This window comes from Cobetia sp. Dlab-2-AX (assembly GCF_024124625.1).
Lineage (GTDB): Bacteria > Pseudomonadota > Gammaproteobacteria > Pseudomonadales > Halomonadaceae > Cobetia.
Map to the genome: position 1 here is coordinate 12,251 of NZ_JAMXRV010000011.1, position 14,449 is coordinate 26,699.

The 14,449-nt window shown below is 57.3% G+C and carries 15 protein-coding genes; 2 read left to right on the top strand and 13 right to left on the bottom strand.

The window, feature by feature from the left end:
• Positions 1–76: 76 nt before the first annotated feature.
• Positions 77–1,711, bottom strand: a complete 1,635-nt coding sequence (locus tag NH396_RS15005; RefSeq protein ID WP_253064736.1) for an NAD+ synthase — start codon at positions 1,709–1,711, stop codon at positions 77–79.
• A 180-nt stretch (positions 1,712–1,891) separates the two neighbouring features.
• On the opposite strand from NH396_RS15005, the gene NH396_RS15010 reads away from it, so the two are divergent.
• Entirely contained in the window at positions 1,892–2,155 is a 264-nt protein-coding gene (locus NH396_RS15010; protein WP_176678133.1) for a PP0621 family protein, read from the top strand.
• A 94-nt stretch (positions 2,156–2,249) separates the two neighbouring features.
• On the opposite strand, the gene thiO is transcribed toward NH396_RS15010, so the two are convergent.
• From thiO to NH396_RS15065, 10 genes are all read right to left on the bottom strand, one after another.
• Positions 2,250–3,395 carry a glycine oxidase ThiO gene (gene thiO, locus NH396_RS15015; RefSeq protein ID WP_176678134.1) on the bottom strand — a complete coding sequence of 382 codons (1,146 nt, stop codon included), beginning with the start codon at positions 3,393–3,395 and terminating at the stop codon, positions 2,250–2,252.
• 132 nt (positions 3,396–3,527) lie between these two features.
• Positions 3,528–3,989, bottom strand: a complete 462-nt coding sequence (locus tag NH396_RS17105; protein WP_290441809.1) for a type IV pilin protein — start codon at positions 3,987–3,989, stop codon at positions 3,528–3,530.
• Between the two features lie 83 nt (positions 3,990–4,072).
• Positions 4,073–7,510: a PilC/PilY family type IV pilus protein gene (locus tag NH396_RS15030; protein ID WP_253064737.1), complete on the bottom strand. Its 3,438-nt coding sequence runs from the start codon at positions 7,508–7,510 to the stop codon at positions 4,073–4,075.
• Between the two features lie 11 nt (positions 7,511–7,521).
• The gene (locus NH396_RS15035; RefSeq protein WP_176678136.1) at positions 7,522–8,043 is read right to left on the bottom strand and encodes a pilus assembly protein; all 522 of its coding nucleotides are present in this window, start codon (positions 8,041–8,043) and stop codon (positions 7,522–7,524) included.
• Positions 8,040–8,996 carry a hypothetical protein gene (locus tag NH396_RS15040; RefSeq protein WP_253064738.1) on the bottom strand — a complete coding sequence of 319 codons (957 nt, stop codon included), beginning with the start codon at positions 8,994–8,996 and terminating at the stop codon, positions 8,040–8,042. Before NH396_RS15040 ends, NH396_RS15035 begins: the two co-directional genes overlap by 4 nt.
• Entirely contained in the window at positions 8,993–9,466 is a 474-nt protein-coding gene (gene pilV / locus NH396_RS15045) for a type IV pilus modification protein PilV (RefSeq protein WP_366071740.1), read from the bottom strand. Before pilV ends, NH396_RS15040 begins: the two co-directional genes overlap by 4 nt.
• Positions 9,459–10,037: a GspH/FimT family pseudopilin gene (locus NH396_RS15050; RefSeq protein WP_176678139.1), complete on the bottom strand. Its 579-nt coding sequence runs from the start codon at positions 10,035–10,037 to the stop codon at positions 9,459–9,461. The genes pilV and NH396_RS15050 overlap by 8 nt, the downstream gene beginning before the upstream one ends.
• A 203-nt stretch (positions 10,038–10,240) precedes the next feature.
• The gene (locus NH396_RS15055; protein ID WP_004574636.1) at positions 10,241–11,530 is read right to left on the bottom strand and encodes an ISL3-like element ISPpu12 family transposase; all 1,290 of its coding nucleotides are present in this window, start codon (positions 11,528–11,530) and stop codon (positions 10,241–10,243) included.
• 21 nt (positions 11,531–11,551) lie between these two features.
• Positions 11,552–12,064, bottom strand: coding sequence for a signal peptidase II (gene lspA / locus NH396_RS15060; RefSeq protein ID WP_253064739.1), 513 nt, complete (start codon positions 12,062–12,064; stop codon positions 11,552–11,554).
• A 3-nt stretch (positions 12,065–12,067) separates the two neighbouring features.
• Positions 12,068–12,964, bottom strand: a complete 897-nt coding sequence (locus NH396_RS15065) for a cation transporter (protein ID WP_004364974.1) — start codon at positions 12,962–12,964, stop codon at positions 12,068–12,070.
• 95 nt (positions 12,965–13,059) lie between these two features.
• On the opposite strand from NH396_RS15065, the gene cadR reads away from it, so the two are divergent.
• Positions 13,060–13,467 (top strand): Cd(II)/Pb(II)-responsive transcriptional regulator, encoded by a 408-nt coding sequence (gene cadR / locus NH396_RS15070; protein ID WP_007148576.1) that lies wholly within the window; start codon positions 13,060–13,062, stop codon positions 13,465–13,467.
• Positions 13,468–13,620: 153 nt separating this feature from the next.
• Here cadR and NH396_RS15075 read toward each other — a convergent pair whose 3' ends face one another.
• Both NH396_RS15075 and NH396_RS15085 read right to left on the bottom strand, forming a co-directional pair.
• Positions 13,621–14,106, bottom strand: a complete 486-nt coding sequence (locus NH396_RS15075) for a type IV pilin protein (protein ID WP_176678140.1) — start codon at positions 14,104–14,106, stop codon at positions 13,621–13,623.
• Positions 14,106–14,444, bottom strand: coding sequence for a hypothetical protein (locus NH396_RS15085; RefSeq protein ID WP_176678141.1), 339 nt, complete (start codon positions 14,442–14,444; stop codon positions 14,106–14,108). Before NH396_RS15085 ends, NH396_RS15075 begins: the two co-directional genes overlap by 1 nt.
• Positions 14,445–14,449: the final 5 nt, after the last annotated feature.

Sequence of the window (14,449 nt, forward strand, 5' to 3'; positions counted from 1 at the left end):
CAGAATCGTCGGATTCAGGCGCTTTCAGCGTCTTGCGCAAAGAATCCGCAATCCCTGACACCGGACATGAGTTGCCTCAATCGCCGGCCACCCAGCCATTGACGATCGGGTAACGACGATCCCGCCCGAAGCCACGCGGCGTGACGCGCACTCCGACCGGTGCCTGACGACGCTTGTACTCGGTACGGTCGACCAGACGCACCACGCGATAGACATCCTCTTCCTCGAAGCCTGAGCGGATGATCGCCTCGGCGCTCATGTCACCCTCGATATAGTGGGTGAGAATCGCATCCAGGGTGTCGTAGTCGGGCAGCGAATCGCTGTCGAGCTGATCCTCGGCAAGCTCGGCGGACGGCGGGCGCGTGATGACGCGTTCCGGAATCGCCGGACCCATGGTGTTGCGCCAGTTGGCGAGGCGGAATACCCAGCTCTTGTAGACATCCTTGAGCGCGTTGTAGCCACCGACCATGTCGCCGTAGAGCGTGGCGTAACCCACCGCCATCTCGCTCTTGTTGCCGGTGGTCAGCACCATCAGGCCCTTCTTGTTGGAGATGGCCATCAGCAGCACGCCACGACAGCGTGACTGCAGATTCTCTTCGGTGGTATCGCGCTCGCTGCCCGCGAAGCTCTCCGCCAGCGTCTCGGTGAAGGCTTCGACCATCGGCGCGATGGGCATCACCTCGTAATTCACGCCCAGCAGTTTCGCTTGCTCGGCGGCGTCTTCCTTGGAGATGTCCGCAGTGTAGTGATACGGCATCATCACGGCATGCACTCGGTCCGCGCCCAGCGCATCGACGGCGATGGCCAGCGACAGGCCGGAATCGATGCCCCCGGAAAGCCCCAGCACCACCCCCTTGAAGCCGCTCTTGTTGACGTAGTCACGCAGCCCCGTGACCAGCGCGCAGTAGAGTGACTCCTCCGGCGACAGCAGCTCGGCGATCTCGCCACTCTGCGGCGCCCAGTTGCCACCCTCTGCCTTGAGGAACTGCACCGGCATCAGGCCGACATCCCACCACGGCGCCTGCACGCAGGTCTTGCCGTCGGCATCGATGGCGGCAGAGCCCCCATCGAAGACCAGCTCATCCTGACCGCCGATCTGATTGACGTAGACCAGCGGGCAGTTGACCTCGGCGGCCCGCTCGGCGAACAGTCGATTGCGCTCGGCCGGCTTCTCCAGGTGATAGGGCGAGGCATTGAGGCTGACGAGAATCTCGGCTCCGGCATCGCGCGCCTGACGGATCGGCGCGCCGTCCCACAGGTCTTCGCAGATGACGATGCCCAGACGGGCACCACGGCATTCCACCACACACGGCTCGCTGCCCGGCGTGAAATAGCGCTGCTCATCGAAGACCTGATAGTTGGGCAAGGCCTGCTTGGCATACTCGGCGATCCACTCACCATCCTTGAGCACGCCGGCCAGGTTGTAGCGCTTGCCGTCACGCATGCCGGGGTAGCCGACGATGACCATCACACCCGGCGCGACCTTCTTCGCCATCTGGGCCCGCGCCTCTTCCAGGCGGGATTCCATGGACTCGCGCAGCAGCAGGTCTTCCGGCGGGTAGCCGGTCAGACACAACTCGGGCAGCACTACGACATCGGCCTTGTGCTCAAGACTCGCTTCACGCACCGCTTCGATGGCACGTGCAGTGTTGCCGGGGATATCACCGACCAGCGGGTCGAGCTGGGCCATCACCAGAGTCAGATCTTGCATGCGGTAAGGATCTCTCGATTGGCGGTTCGATAAGGGGCCAGTACACTGTGGCCTGACATCTGGCTCAGATCACTGAGCCGTGCACCGGCCCACCTGTCATCATGTTGGCCGCCATTGTCCCGCAAGGTCGCGCCGCTGGCAAAAGCCACGCGCGCCGCCTCATCTGGGAGTCATATAGGAATGAGCCTGTTGATCATCCGTCTGCTGGTCTTCGCCGCCCTGTTCTGGGCCGGCCTGCGCCTTTACCGCATGTATCGCCAATGGAAGCTGAGCCAGGACGACTACGGCAACGGAAACCCCGCCGAACGCGAGGCGCAGAACATGGTGCGCTGCGCCTACTGCGACCTGCATCTGCCGGAAAATGACGCCATTCGCCACGAGGCGCTGCACTTCTGCTGCCAGGAACACCAGCAACACTTCCTCGACGAAGGGCCGCGCAAGTAACGGCTATCTCCCACCTTCGAGACGCAGGGTTTGAGGGTGGGAGATACAGGGCTTGAGGGTGGAGACGAAGAGGCTGGATGGGAGATGGCGAGGCTCAGGCCCAGCGGGTCTCGACGGCATCTGATGATGTATCCAGAGCAGCGATCTCGGTCAGCAGGGCCTCGGGCTGATAGGGGGCTGGGTCGATGATCGGTGTACGCCCGAGCAGTTGATCCGCCAGCAGCCGGGTCGAGGCCGGCGCCAGTACCAGCCCGTTGCGGTAATGGCCGGCATTGACGTGCAGGTGGCGGCGTTCAGGCACGGCACCGATGAAGGGCGTGCCGGTCGGCGAACCGGGGCGCAGTCCCGCCCAGTGGTGCTCGACCTCACACTGCGCCAACTCGGGGATGATCTCGCAGGCGCTCTTGATCAGTGACTCGCGCGCCTCAAGGGTGGTCGCCTTGTCGAAGCCGACCTCCTCCAGCGTCGAGCCGGCCACGATGCGACCATCGCCCCGCGGTATCACGTAGCGACCATTCTTGAGCACTACGCGCTCCACCAGCCCCTTGGGGGCCTTGAACAGCACCATCTGGCCGCGCACCGGCCGCACCGGCAGCGCAAGCCCCGCCTCACTCAGAATCTCTCGACTCCAGGCACCACCGCAGACCACGACCTGGCCAGCAGCCAGCACCGAATTGGCAGTCTGTACGCCAATGGCGGTGCCGTCCTGCAGCAGGATGCCCTGCACCGCGACATTCTCCAGCAGGCGCACGCGCGGGTGAGCGTCGAGCGCGGCGCGCAGTGACTTGCCCAGACGCGGATTGCGGATGCTGCCCAGCGTCGGCATCCACAGCGCCGACTCGCAACCGGACGCGACCGCCGGAGCCTTGTCATAGACGAAGTCGGCGTCCACGCGCGTCAGCGGCTTGGTATATTCCCGGGACCAGGCCAGTGCCTGCTCGGCATCCTCGACATTCAGATACAGCAGACCCTGCTGGCGATATTCGGGGTCGATGCCGGTGGTCTCGATCAGGCGCTCGGCCAGCGTGGGATAGAAGCCTTCCGACCAGGCAGACAGGCGCGAGATCGGCGCGCGATAACGCCACGGATACAACGGCGAGACGATACCGCCACCCGCCCATGACGCCTCACGCCCACACTGGCCTCGCTCGACCAGCGTAACCTCGGCACCGCCATCCGCCAGCTCCAGCGCAGTCAGCATGCCGATCACGCCACCGCCTACCACCACAAAGTCATTCACGCCTGTTCGCTCCTGCCATCAGCCCGGGAAAGGGGTCAAGAATACGCCGCCCGCAAGGCGGTGCAAGCGAGCCGCAGGCAATCCAGCATTGCGCCGAGTCTCCAGCATTGGCCACAGCCGAGCGATTCACGGCTACCAGCAGTCGCCGTCGCCTTCAGCCGTACGGCGCCCGGTACTACTCAAGCTCAAGGACTTGCACTCAGTATCGCGAGCTTGGACACCTGTCGCCGTCGCCTTGACAGTAAAAGCAGTTGCATTGCCATCAAGACCCAATGTGTAAAAGCCATCAGGCGACGTGGTCGCACGCCCCAAACCGTCATCATCACAGCTCGCGTCACCCCCGATACTGGATGAGTATTCACCACAGCGCGCCATGTAGCGCTCCTGCGCCTGTGCCAGCGACACCAGCGCGACATGAGCGTCCTCGCGGTGGGTACGTAGAACATGATTCTGGTAACTGGGATACGCGATGGCAGCCAGAATGCCGACGATGGCAACCACTATCATCAACTCGATCAGGCTGAAGCCTCGCCCTCTTGGATAAGCGCTTGACTGACTGTCCATGCGCTCATTGGCAATGACTTGTTCAATCATGGGCATGTCCTGTCGTGAAACAGCCACCGCGGCAAGTTGCGGTGGCTGACATAAGCAATAAAAGCACACGCTTTACCGAGGCCTCAGCGCAGCTGGTACCAGGAGACACGGCCAGAGGTCGCAGATGTCTGTACATTGAGTTCAAACGGAGTAACCGTACCGGAGGCGTTGCCACTGGCCCCTGTAGCGACAAAGACATGATTGCCGATGCTGGCCAGGCCGCCAGGTTCACCTGACAGCTTGATGCTGATGAAAACCTCATCTGCAGCGGTGCCGTCCTGCGAAGTGGCAAGCGGAATATCGCCTGAATCGAAGGCACCATCCTCATTGAGATCAAAGACCGGCACATAACTTGAGTTGCCACTGTCATAGGAGGGCAAGCCTGTCTGAGAATCTACCGCGATCAACCAACCACTGCTATTGGCTTCACAGAAGTTACTGCCGCCCCCGTCAGTGCGTGTTGCGACGACCAGCAGATTTCCCAGCAGACTGGCAGGCTGGACGACCTCCTCGCCATCATCGATGAGATCCAGATACCAGCCATAGCGGGAATCCTCGTCAACCAGTTGCTGCCCATAGTCGAAGCGCTTCCCATTCAACGTGCGCCCGATAATCTCACCCTCATGATATTCCAGCCCAGTGAACGCTCGCCGCTCAAGCTGTTCACGTCCCAGACCGAGATGCTTGCCATCATCCAGTACGGTATACAGACTCTGCTGGCTGGCCACGTCATCATCAATCGGGGTGTAGAGCTGCTCGCCCGTCCCGAATGAAATCAACAGATTGGGTTTGTCCATGGTATGCGTTGCGCCTGAAAGTCGACTCAATGTCGGCTTGACCGTGATCGGCTGGACACTTCCGTCAGCACAACTCCCACCAGCACTTGCATCACACTTCGCTGTGAAAAGCAGGCTAGCCTTCCATTTGGAAGGGTCTTTCTCACTGAGATTGAACTTCCATAACCGCCCATTCATATCGCCGCCGTAAGCGAAATCAATCGTCCCGTTACTGTCGATATCCGCCACCTGAATACTGGTCAACTCTCCAGCAGCAGTGCCTCCAGCAAGCTTGGCGATACCCATGCCACTCTTCAGGTCACGCAGGAAAAGTGTGGCTGGAGCCAGATCGTTGTCAGGCTTCAAGCCATTGGGCACCAATAACGCCTGCTGACCATTGTTGAGCTTTCCGATATGCACATCACCATACACATGGCCGATATCCTTGTCCTTCAAGCCGCTGCCGGCAACGTCAGGCCCCAGCTCCCAACCAGCCAGACCAGCGGCAGAGACCTCACGCCCCTTGACGACATCGGTGACATTGAGCACGAAGACCCCACGGCCACCACCACCCAACCCGGAGGCTAGCCAGGTATTACCCTCGGACAGGGTCGTCACACGCGGTACGGCATCAACATAATAACGATGCTGGTAACCGGTACTTGCCAGATAACCGAGTCCTTCTCCATCTTCCTGGCTGAACAACAGCTCAGGAATATACGCGAACTGCTCATCACCAGATTCGAGATCAAAGGCATGCAACATGCCGTCATTGGCTCCCACAAAGACACTGCCCTGATCATTTCTGCCCTCGCGAGTCACAACGACGGGCGAAGATCCAATGATATCTCCCAGCACACTACTCTGACGGGCACGCAGGCCCTTGCCCTCGAGTGCGCGACTCCCTTTGAGCCAGGCGACCACCGCCTCGCGTCCCTCACTATTGCTCAGATCATCGGGCGCATAACGCTCCAGATCCTTCTGCTGAGCACTGGTGAGGTTGTCCGCTGAAAACACGACTGTGGAACCGTTACCCGCGGTATAGACCTTGCGGCTGGCGATTCCTGACTTATTGAGATTGGCCGTCAGCCTGTCCGATGCATTCCATCCAGGGGCCTCCTGATTTGCCTCGAATGTTTCGCTATCCACTACCTCGGCATCGGAACCTCCCTGAGACACTGCCGATACCGCCGTGACTTCACCCGACCAGCTGGCCGGCGAATAACTGGCCTGAAGCACCATGCCACCAGCTTCCACCTGCGCGGTACTCAGATTGGTCGCCACACCGCTGACACTCTCACCACGTGCCACGATATCTCGTGATATGGCTGCCAGCGCATCAACCAGCGCCGCAGGATCTGCAGCATTGAAGTAGAGGCCACCTCCATCTTCCGCAGCTTGCTTGAGGTCATCGATGGTGCTGGAAGTCGATTCCTGCACATATCCAGGTATGTCGCTATTCAGTCGAGTATTCCACCTGTCATCATCAGCTTCGACACCAAATGCGACGGTATAGGTCGTCATCACCTGGTTTTCATAACTACCACTACCCAATGATTCCTTGAGGTCCTTGTTCGCGTAGTAATAGGCAACATCCGCTAATGTCGTTTTGCCTCCATATCCACCATTGGAGTAATACCAACGTCGCCCATCATTATTTGCATCTCCGATCGACTCAACACGAGTACGATCGCCACTGGTACTCTCGCGATTCCAGAAGCCATCCGTAACCAGGATAGTGAAATTTTGCTGACACATACCGCCCAAATCAGCACTCAAGATAGGTGAAGCATTACCGCTATAATATTCACCAGCACGGTAAAGTGCTTCACGTAATGGTGTGCCGCGGTAACTATTGATACTGCTAATTACACTGGTAGCAATGGCATCACGTATCTTGTCAAAGTGCGAATTGGTATTGACTGAAACTCCGCCCAGAAGCGAATTCAGCAGACCCCCGACCGTATTCAGAAGCCTGGTAACGATGTCATCAACAGCCACCTGCTGAGCTGTCCTGGCATCAGGGTTTATCGTCACGAAACCAGTACGATATTGTGTTCCTGTCAACAGTTCCAAGCTGGCAGCTTTACCCACACTCAAACGATCACGATAATAAGTAAACCAATTGGCATAATTATTCTGCTGCGAAGGTGTCAGATTCGCCACACGGTTTGCCACACTGCAGTCGCTACCCGAATAATAAGTGAAGCCTCGCTTGACATCTGTCAAGTCAACGCGATTGCTAGAGATGTTACCCTTTGCATAATCAATCAATGCCCTTTTCGGGTTAATCTGAGGTGCTCTTTCACCCTCCGATGTCAACTTCCAAGGCTCATACACCATATTTGGATTATAAGCCTGTGAGTTTTTCGAAGAGCAAAAATATTTTCCCGATAGCTTCTCGACATTCAGGTACCCATACCGACTGTAACTATAGTAATACTCATACTGTCCATATGAGACATATCTTTTACAACGTGTACGCCCACATAATCCTTCTGGCCTTGTACCATATAATTTGGTATAGCCTACTCCTGACTCCCCTCCCTCGAAGGTATCTTCAAAAGACATCGAGCCAGAATCGTCCAATAACAATAAGACATTGGGAGTCACGCCCACATTCTGGGTAATCGGAAGCTGAGAGAGAATGCGCGCATCATCCGCGGAAGCCGTGTCATTGGCTGTGGTGAAAAGCACCAGTCCATATACAGGCAACAGACAATAACGAAGGGAACGAGAGTCCATATAAAGCATCCTTACTGTGCCAGTACGATTTCGCTCTGCACGACTGACAGAGCCTGGCGATCACTACCGCTCCAACCTGCTGCAGTAATGCGATATCCATTTTCAGGCAAGGCATTGTTCATATTATCGGCATTGAGAATGCCCTGAACCGTACTGCCCAGGTACTCGATGATGTAATTCCCGTTCTCGTCATCCGTCAAATGACCGATACCGGCCCAGTCATCTGGAGCCAGCAGATCACTCGGCGCATCAACACCCGATACCGTCAGGTCGTAGAGTCCGTTGCTCTCTCCTGTCGAAAATTCGCCCAGTGAAATGCCACCACTTTCCAGCTGTTCCTCAGCCTCTTTCAACAATCCTTCAGCCCGTGCATAAGCAGTGTCATATTGCTGCACATTGACCGTCATACGGGTTTGCAACTGAGTATTTTCACTGCCCGACACAGCCATCATGCCCACGACTACCAGCATGACCAGGACCATCAGCAGCACCATACCACCTTGCTGGTGGGCCGAAGCATAACGAGGACTCATAAGCCAAGGTTCCGTGGGCTGAACGTCATGGAGAAGGTACGTTGCATGGTGCCACCAGCTTCGCCTTCAATCTGAAGTGAAGGCGGAGTGCTGAGCACCAGATCAAGGTGGATACGCCGAACTTGATCCCAACGGCCGGCGACTTCGCTGGCCGTCTGGTCAACGGCATAGCCGCTGCCTACGGCAAGGTCAAAACGAAGTTGTATCCCATTCACGTAACTGGCCAGCTCCTCTGCACATCCAGCTGCGGGACCATCACCTGATGCATTGTCCGAACTCAGGCAGAGCCGTTGCGGGTCGCTGCCGGTCGAGGCAAGCATTACCAGATACCAACGCTCGAAAGGGTAGACAAAAGGACGGGTTTGTTGATTGCCCCCATAGCCGTGTTGCAAGCCACTCGATAACGACAATTTGCCATCCTCACGACTACTGATAGTGTCAATGTCACCACTTTCGCAATCACTGATCATGACATAACTGCCCGGCGCCAGCTGATCGCCACTGAAGTTCTTCACGTCAAGGGAGCGATCTCCTTGGGCTGCCGAAGAAGACAACTGCCAACCACGTTGACCGTCACTGGCCAGAGCCAAGGCGGGAATCTGCATGGCAAGGCGATCATAGCTCATCCCGTCCTCAGTCACCGACTCAACGGCCAGTGGCTGAGCGTGAGTTCCCGTGTTGTCACTGACACTCGACCAGGGCGTACACCCCGAGAAGCCAATGTTACGCATGACTGGCTGCAGGCGATGTGAAACATGACGAGTACTTTCCTGAAGATAGGACAGTGCTTCTTGGGTCGTCGCGGTAGCGCGTGTGGTCAAGAAGTACTGAAGCGCCATACCAGTGATGAATAGTCCCAGCACCAACCCTAGCATCAACTCGACCAGGCCAATGCCTTGCTGGCGTCGGGGACTTCGCTGTCGGAACTGATGGTGACCGAATGATGGCTTCATGGGGTAACCCGGATCTGAAGTGTCTCAGTGAGTGTTTGGCTATCCCCACCTCCGGCACTCCCCTTGTCGGCTGCCGCTTGCCAGGAAAGGGAGAGATCAAGTTGGCCGCCACGTTCAGTGATAGTGCCTATGGATTCGGGTAAACGACTATTGGCAAGTCTTTGCTGCCACGACCAGACGTCATGGGCAGCCAGCGCATCATCGCTTGTCACGGCCTGCTGCTCCGTGGCGGTTTTCGTATTTCTCCCCGAATATTGGCCTTCAGGGTTCGCCTGAATGCGCTCAGCCATACCCACCAGCAAAATGCGCGCTTCAGTGCGAGCGAAGCTCTCATTATTCGCCTGCAGAGTTTCCATCTGCATCAATGCAAACCCGAGCAGTGCAAGCCCCATCAACAGCACGGCAATCAATGCCTCGATCAAACTAGCCCCGTGCTGGTTAGGACGTACTGGCCAGCATGCCTTATCCACAACTCATTCCTCCGGCGCCATACGCCTCTGGCACCAGGCGGCCGATGATAGACAACCCCAGCTGACGATGAGCTTGTGATGCTGCATGGCCGCATATCAGAAGACGTGTTGTGCTGTTCACCGCGCCCTGGCTATCAAAGGAAATGTTTTTGCTAGCGATCTGCACTGAAGCACTGCCGGCATGTTCGCGCAGAACCTCAACCTTGTCGGAGTTGAAGTTGCTCATTGCATCTGCGGGGCTCCCCAGTACCACTGCCCAGCCATTGTTCCACGCAGTCGTATCTTCACAGCGACTACCATCACCACTGAGCGGACACACGGAAACCTGGCGCCCTCGAGTCACGGCGGTGCTCCGCGCATAGTTGAGAGCAGTGGTGAGTGTCTCGGTCGTGCTTGCAACCTCCTGACGAGTAATGAATCCCTGCCAGGCAGGCACAGCGACGGTCGAGATGATGGCCAATACCGCAATGGTGACCATCAGCTCGACAAGGGTAAAGCCATGCATCGCACGGCCCCACTTGCCATAAAGTCCGGCAGCAGCCAAGAGGGGTTGCTTCGTTGACTCTTCCATTGGAATGATCCGAAAGATGACTAAAATGCAAACATTCGCAGTTAAGCAGTTGCGCATTCTCACTCAGTCGATACTTAACAACAAGATCAGGGGGCATGCACTCAAGAGTGCGTGCCCTGAAATACCATCACATGGTCAAAAAAAGGGGTATACGGATTTAATGGTTGATGGGGCACCTTCACCCCATCAATCTGATACCACCCTCAGATGGTTGATAGATCGACTCCGTAGTTGAGTTCCTCTGCGAAGTCCGGCAGTCCGTAACCGATGGTTTTCTTGTAGAAAGGAGAGACCTTCGCAGTCGGTGCCTTCTTCTTGTGCTTCGTGGTGTAGAGCATTCGTGCCCGCATCACCTCGAAGGAGTAACCGCGCCCTTCACGGTTCTTGTCCTTGGCCAGTCGGTTGATGGACTCCGTGTAAGCGTTGGTGACGGGCATGTCCGTCTCGAAGTAGGTCATGGTCTCTTCGCGCCAGTTTCCCACTGCCCTGACCAGATCGCTCCAGACTTCCTTTTGGCCCTTCGGGATGGTGGCTATCCACTCGTCCAGGGCGGCTTCTGCCTGGAGCCGTGTGGTGGCGTCCCAGATGCCGTAGAAGCGCTCCTTGTGCTCGTAGGCGGCCAGCAGTTGCGGGAACGCGCCTGTCCAGGTCTCCATGATGAGGCGCTCCCGGTCTGAGACTTCGTGAGCGCGTTTCAGCAGGATTTTCCGGTCTCCCTTGAGAGTCCGGCTCTGGGACGGTTTCAGCTCCTTTCTGAGGCCCTTGCGCACTCTCTCTAGGGCATCGTTGGCCATGCGCACCACATGGAACTTATCGACCACGATACGGGCCTGGGGCAGCACAGCCTTGACCGCTGCCCGGTAGGGGTTCCACATGTCCATGCTGACGATCTCGACCTTCTGCCGGTCTTTCAGCTTCATCAGGTAGTTGGTCACCACGTCCTGGCGGCGGGTGGCCAGCAGGTCGAGCAGGGTTCGCTCCTCAATGTTGGTCAGAATGCAGCGGTAGCGCTTGTTCAGGTATAGCTCGTCAATGCCCAGGATGCGGGGCGTCTCGAAGCGGTGCCAGCGCCCCAGGAACTCGGCGCGGGCGTTGAAGATGTCGCGCACCGTCTTCTCGTCCAGGCCGGTCTGTGCCGCCACAAAGGTGTAGGGGTGGTTGAAGGATTCCTTCTCCACGTACTCATGCAGCCGCAGTGTCATACGGAATCCGTCCACCATCTCCGGTAGCTGGGGCCTGAATGTTGTCTTGCAGGCCCGGCAGGTGTATCGGCGGCGGACCACCCAGAGAGTGACCCGCTTGCCGTGGATGGGCAGATCACGATAGGGAACGTCACGCTTGCCGAACCGTACGAACTCACCCTGCACGCCGCATTCCTCGCAGGCGATGGGATCGGGCACGTCCACCTGGAAGTGCATTTCGTCGTCGGTTGATTTGCAGCCCAGTACTTGGTATTGCGGCAGGTGAAGGATGTTGTCGGGAAGTTCGGTCATGGTGTTGTATAGGCGTAGGTGTCAGTCAGATCCATCCGACTCGGCATTGGTGTTTGCTTTTTTACCCAACAAGCTGCTGGAAACGAAAAGTAAGGCACCGAGGACAATTGCAATATCAGCCAGGTTGAAGGCCGGCCAATGCCAGTCTCGCCAATAGAAATCAAAGGAATCCACAACATAGCCGCGAAAGACCCGGTCAATCAGGTTGCCCATGGCGCCACCGAGGATAAGACTGTAAGCGATGGCTTCTCCTTTATGACGATTTTCAAGGATCAGCTTGATCAGAAAAATCGAGACCACTACCGCGATTCCGATAAAACAGTAGCGCTGCCAGCCTCCACCATTCGCAAAAAGACTGAATGCGGCACCGGTGTTCCATAGGTGCACCCAGTTAAAGAACGGGGTCACCGAAACATACTCGCCATAGGCCATTGATTGCTGCACCAGCCACTTTACAGCCTGATCAGACGCTGCCAGCAGGCCCGATATGGACAATAGGGCATACGGCGAGAGCTTTTTGCCAATAATGAGCATTATTTAACCCTTCAACGCCAAAATGCGTCTGGCACCGTTAAGTACAATGCCCCCCGCGATGGTGCCGATAATCAGATCCGGATAATTGGAACCGGTCCACGCGACCAGGGCGCCGGCGGTGATGACCCCCAGGTTGATCACCACGTCGTTGGCCGAGAATATCCAGCTTGCCTTCATGTGCGCCCCGCCTTCCCGATGTTTGGATATGAGCAGCAGACAACTGGTATTGGCAATCAATGCGACGAATGCGATAGCCATCATCACCAGCGATTCAGGCTCACTACCGAATACAAAGCGTCTCACCACCTCTACGAGCACGCCCACAGCCAAGATCAGTTGCAGTACACCAGCAAGATGCGCGGCACGTACCTGCATTTTCACGCTATGTCCAACCGCATAAAGGGCAAGCCCGTACACCGCCGCATCGGCAAAATTGTCCAGGGATTCTCCAATCAGGCCGGTGGACCGGGCGATCAGACCGGCAGTCATTTCCACCACGAACAGAAGTGCATTGATGCCGAGCAACCAGCGCAGGGTCCCGGATTCTTGCTTAGCAGAAGCTGCCGAAAACTCGGCGGCCTTGATGGTCTCCGGATTTGCAGCGACGGTTTCCTGAAGCGAGGCGCCTAGCCCCAAGGTCTTCAGTTTCGAGGTGACGGGCTCGACCTCGCCGTCATGCACGACCTTCAGCCGGCGGTTCGACAAGTCGAAGGACAGCGCCCGAATCTCCTCAAAGCCGTTCAGGGCTAGGCGAATCATTCGTTCTTCTGATGGACAGTCCATCTTCGGCACGGCATAAACACTGACCCATCTCCCTGGCGCCTCGGAGGAGGCCTGTATATCGGTATCCGCTGCGGACGTTGCATCACCGCCACAGGCGCCACCACAGGATTTGCTCATGATACGACTCCACTTGAACAATGTTGTGGTACCATTTAAAACTATAAAGCTACTATAAGGTCAATAGAGTAAAGAATCCGTTGGGGAGGAGGCTGATGCGCATTGGTCAGTTGGCGCAGTTGGTAGGGGTCGAAACACAGACGATCCGCTTCTATGAACAGCAGGGCTTGTTGCCGCCGCCTGATCGGCAGGACAACGGTTACCGTGTCTATACCGAGAAGCATGGTGAGGGGCTGGCCTTCATCCGTCGCTGCAGAATCCTGGGCCTGTCACTGGCTGAGATTCACGAACTACAGAGCTATCAGGACGACCCTCATCAGCCTTGTACCGCCGTCAACACCTTGCTCGATGATCACATCTCTCATGTGCGGTCGCAGATAACCGCTCTGCAAGCGCTTGAGAAACAACTCGTTTCACTGAGAGCGAGTTGCAACGATGACCGGGAAGTTGAGGCGTGTGGGGTTCTTGCTGGAATTAGCGAAGGAAACATGCACCAGCAGTAGGTGAAGCATCAACCAGATAATCCGATGAGATGCCGGTCTGTCTCACTCTCATGCAAAGGTAAGATCAACCATTTAATCCGCTTACCCAAAAAAAGCCCCGATCATCGAAGATCGGGGCTTTGGGGCTTGGAATGCAATGTCGGCTGTCAGTGCTTACCAGCAATCACTGCTGTCAGTGCCTTCCGAGTCGGCGAGAACTGCCGCGCCCTTCACTCCCAGCTCCGTGAGTGTAAAGGTGGCGCAGTCCTCATCATTGGCCTGACTGCCGGTAGCAGTGGCAGTCAGGGTATAGCTGTCTGCATCCCCTGCGACGGCGAGATTGTAGAAACCTTCCTCACTGACCGCATCTGCCTGACCCAATCCGATACCGCCACCACCGCCGCCGAGCGCATCTCCACAGCTGGTCGCCGCTGTCACGCTGGCCGTCGCGTATTCACCGCAGGTTGCCATGATGCGCTCCTGGGTCTGGGCAAGCGCCAGCAAGGCGGTGGTGGCATCGGTACGACGTGAACGCTCCACCTGGTCCTGATAGCTGGGATAGGCGATCGCCGCCAGAATGCCGATGATGGCCACCGCAATCATGAGCTCCAGCAGACCGAAGCCGCCTTGTGCTCGAGAACCTCCAGTTCGCCTGATCATCAGCGCCCCCTACGTAGTAGCGTGATCTCGATGACCTGCTTCGGCTCACCACGTGGGTCGAAGCGCACCTCGACCTCCTGCCCCGGCGTGAGGTGGAAGGCCTTCAGCTCGCGCCCATTGCGATTGAGTATCCGGCTCTCCGGCTGAAGCACGAACCCCATGTCGTCGACGAGCAGCTGATCCCCCTCTCGCTCGTCGATGACGCCGGTGACGCTCTGCTCCATGACCAGCGGAATCAGGGCATCTTCCGCCAGGGCCTGGGAGCTCCAGCTCGTGAAGAGCAAGCCCGCCGCCAGCATCAGTCCACTACCAGTCAGCTTGAGTCGTGATGTCTTCATGGTCT

What these genes read in the sequence shown, in the direction of transcription:
- NH396_RS15005 (WP_253064736.1), bottom strand. Translation starts at nt 1,711, where the DNA reads ATGCAAGATCTGACTCTGGTGATGGCCCAGCTCGACCCGCTGGTCGGT.
- NH396_RS15010 (WP_176678133.1), top strand. Translation starts at nt 1,892, where the DNA reads ATGAGCCTGTTGATCATCCGTCTGCTGGTCTTCGCCGCCCTGTTCTGG.
- NH396_RS17105 (WP_290441809.1), bottom strand. Translation starts at nt 3,989, where the DNA reads ATGATTGAACAAGTCATTGCCAATGAGCGCATGGACAGTCAGTCAAGC.
- NH396_RS15030 (WP_253064737.1), bottom strand. Translation starts at nt 7,510, where the DNA reads ATGGACTCTCGTTCCCTTCGTTATTGTCTGTTGCCTGTATATGGACTG.
- NH396_RS15035 (WP_176678136.1), bottom strand. Translation starts at nt 8,043, where the DNA reads ATGAGTCCTCGTTATGCTTCGGCCCACCAGCAAGGTGGTATGGTGCTG.
- NH396_RS15040 (WP_253064738.1), bottom strand. Translation starts at nt 8,996, where the DNA reads ATGAAGCCATCATTCGGTCACCATCAGTTCCGACAGCGAAGTCCCCGA.
- NH396_RS15050 (WP_176678139.1), bottom strand. Translation starts at nt 10,037, where the DNA reads ATGGAAGAGTCAACGAAGCAACCCCTCTTGGCTGCTGCCGGACTTTAT.
- NH396_RS15055 (WP_004574636.1), bottom strand. Translation starts at nt 11,530, where the DNA reads ATGACCGAACTTCCCGACAACATCCTTCACCTGCCGCAATACCAAGTA.
- lspA (WP_253064739.1), bottom strand. Translation starts at nt 12,064, where the DNA reads ATGCTCATTATTGGCAAAAAGCTCTCGCCGTATGCCCTATTGTCCATA.
- NH396_RS15065 (WP_004364974.1), bottom strand. Translation starts at nt 12,964, where the DNA reads ATGAGCAAATCCTGTGGTGGCGCCTGTGGCGGTGATGCAACGTCCGCA.
- cadR (WP_007148576.1), top strand. Translation starts at nt 13,060, where the DNA reads ATGCGCATTGGTCAGTTGGCGCAGTTGGTAGGGGTCGAAACACAGACG.
- NH396_RS15075 (WP_176678140.1), bottom strand. Translation starts at nt 14,106, where the DNA reads ATGATCAGGCGAACTGGAGGTTCTCGAGCACAAGGCGGCTTCGGTCTG.
- NH396_RS15085 (WP_176678141.1), bottom strand. Translation starts at nt 14,444, where the DNA reads ATGAAGACATCACGACTCAAGCTGACTGGTAGTGGACTGATGCTGGCG.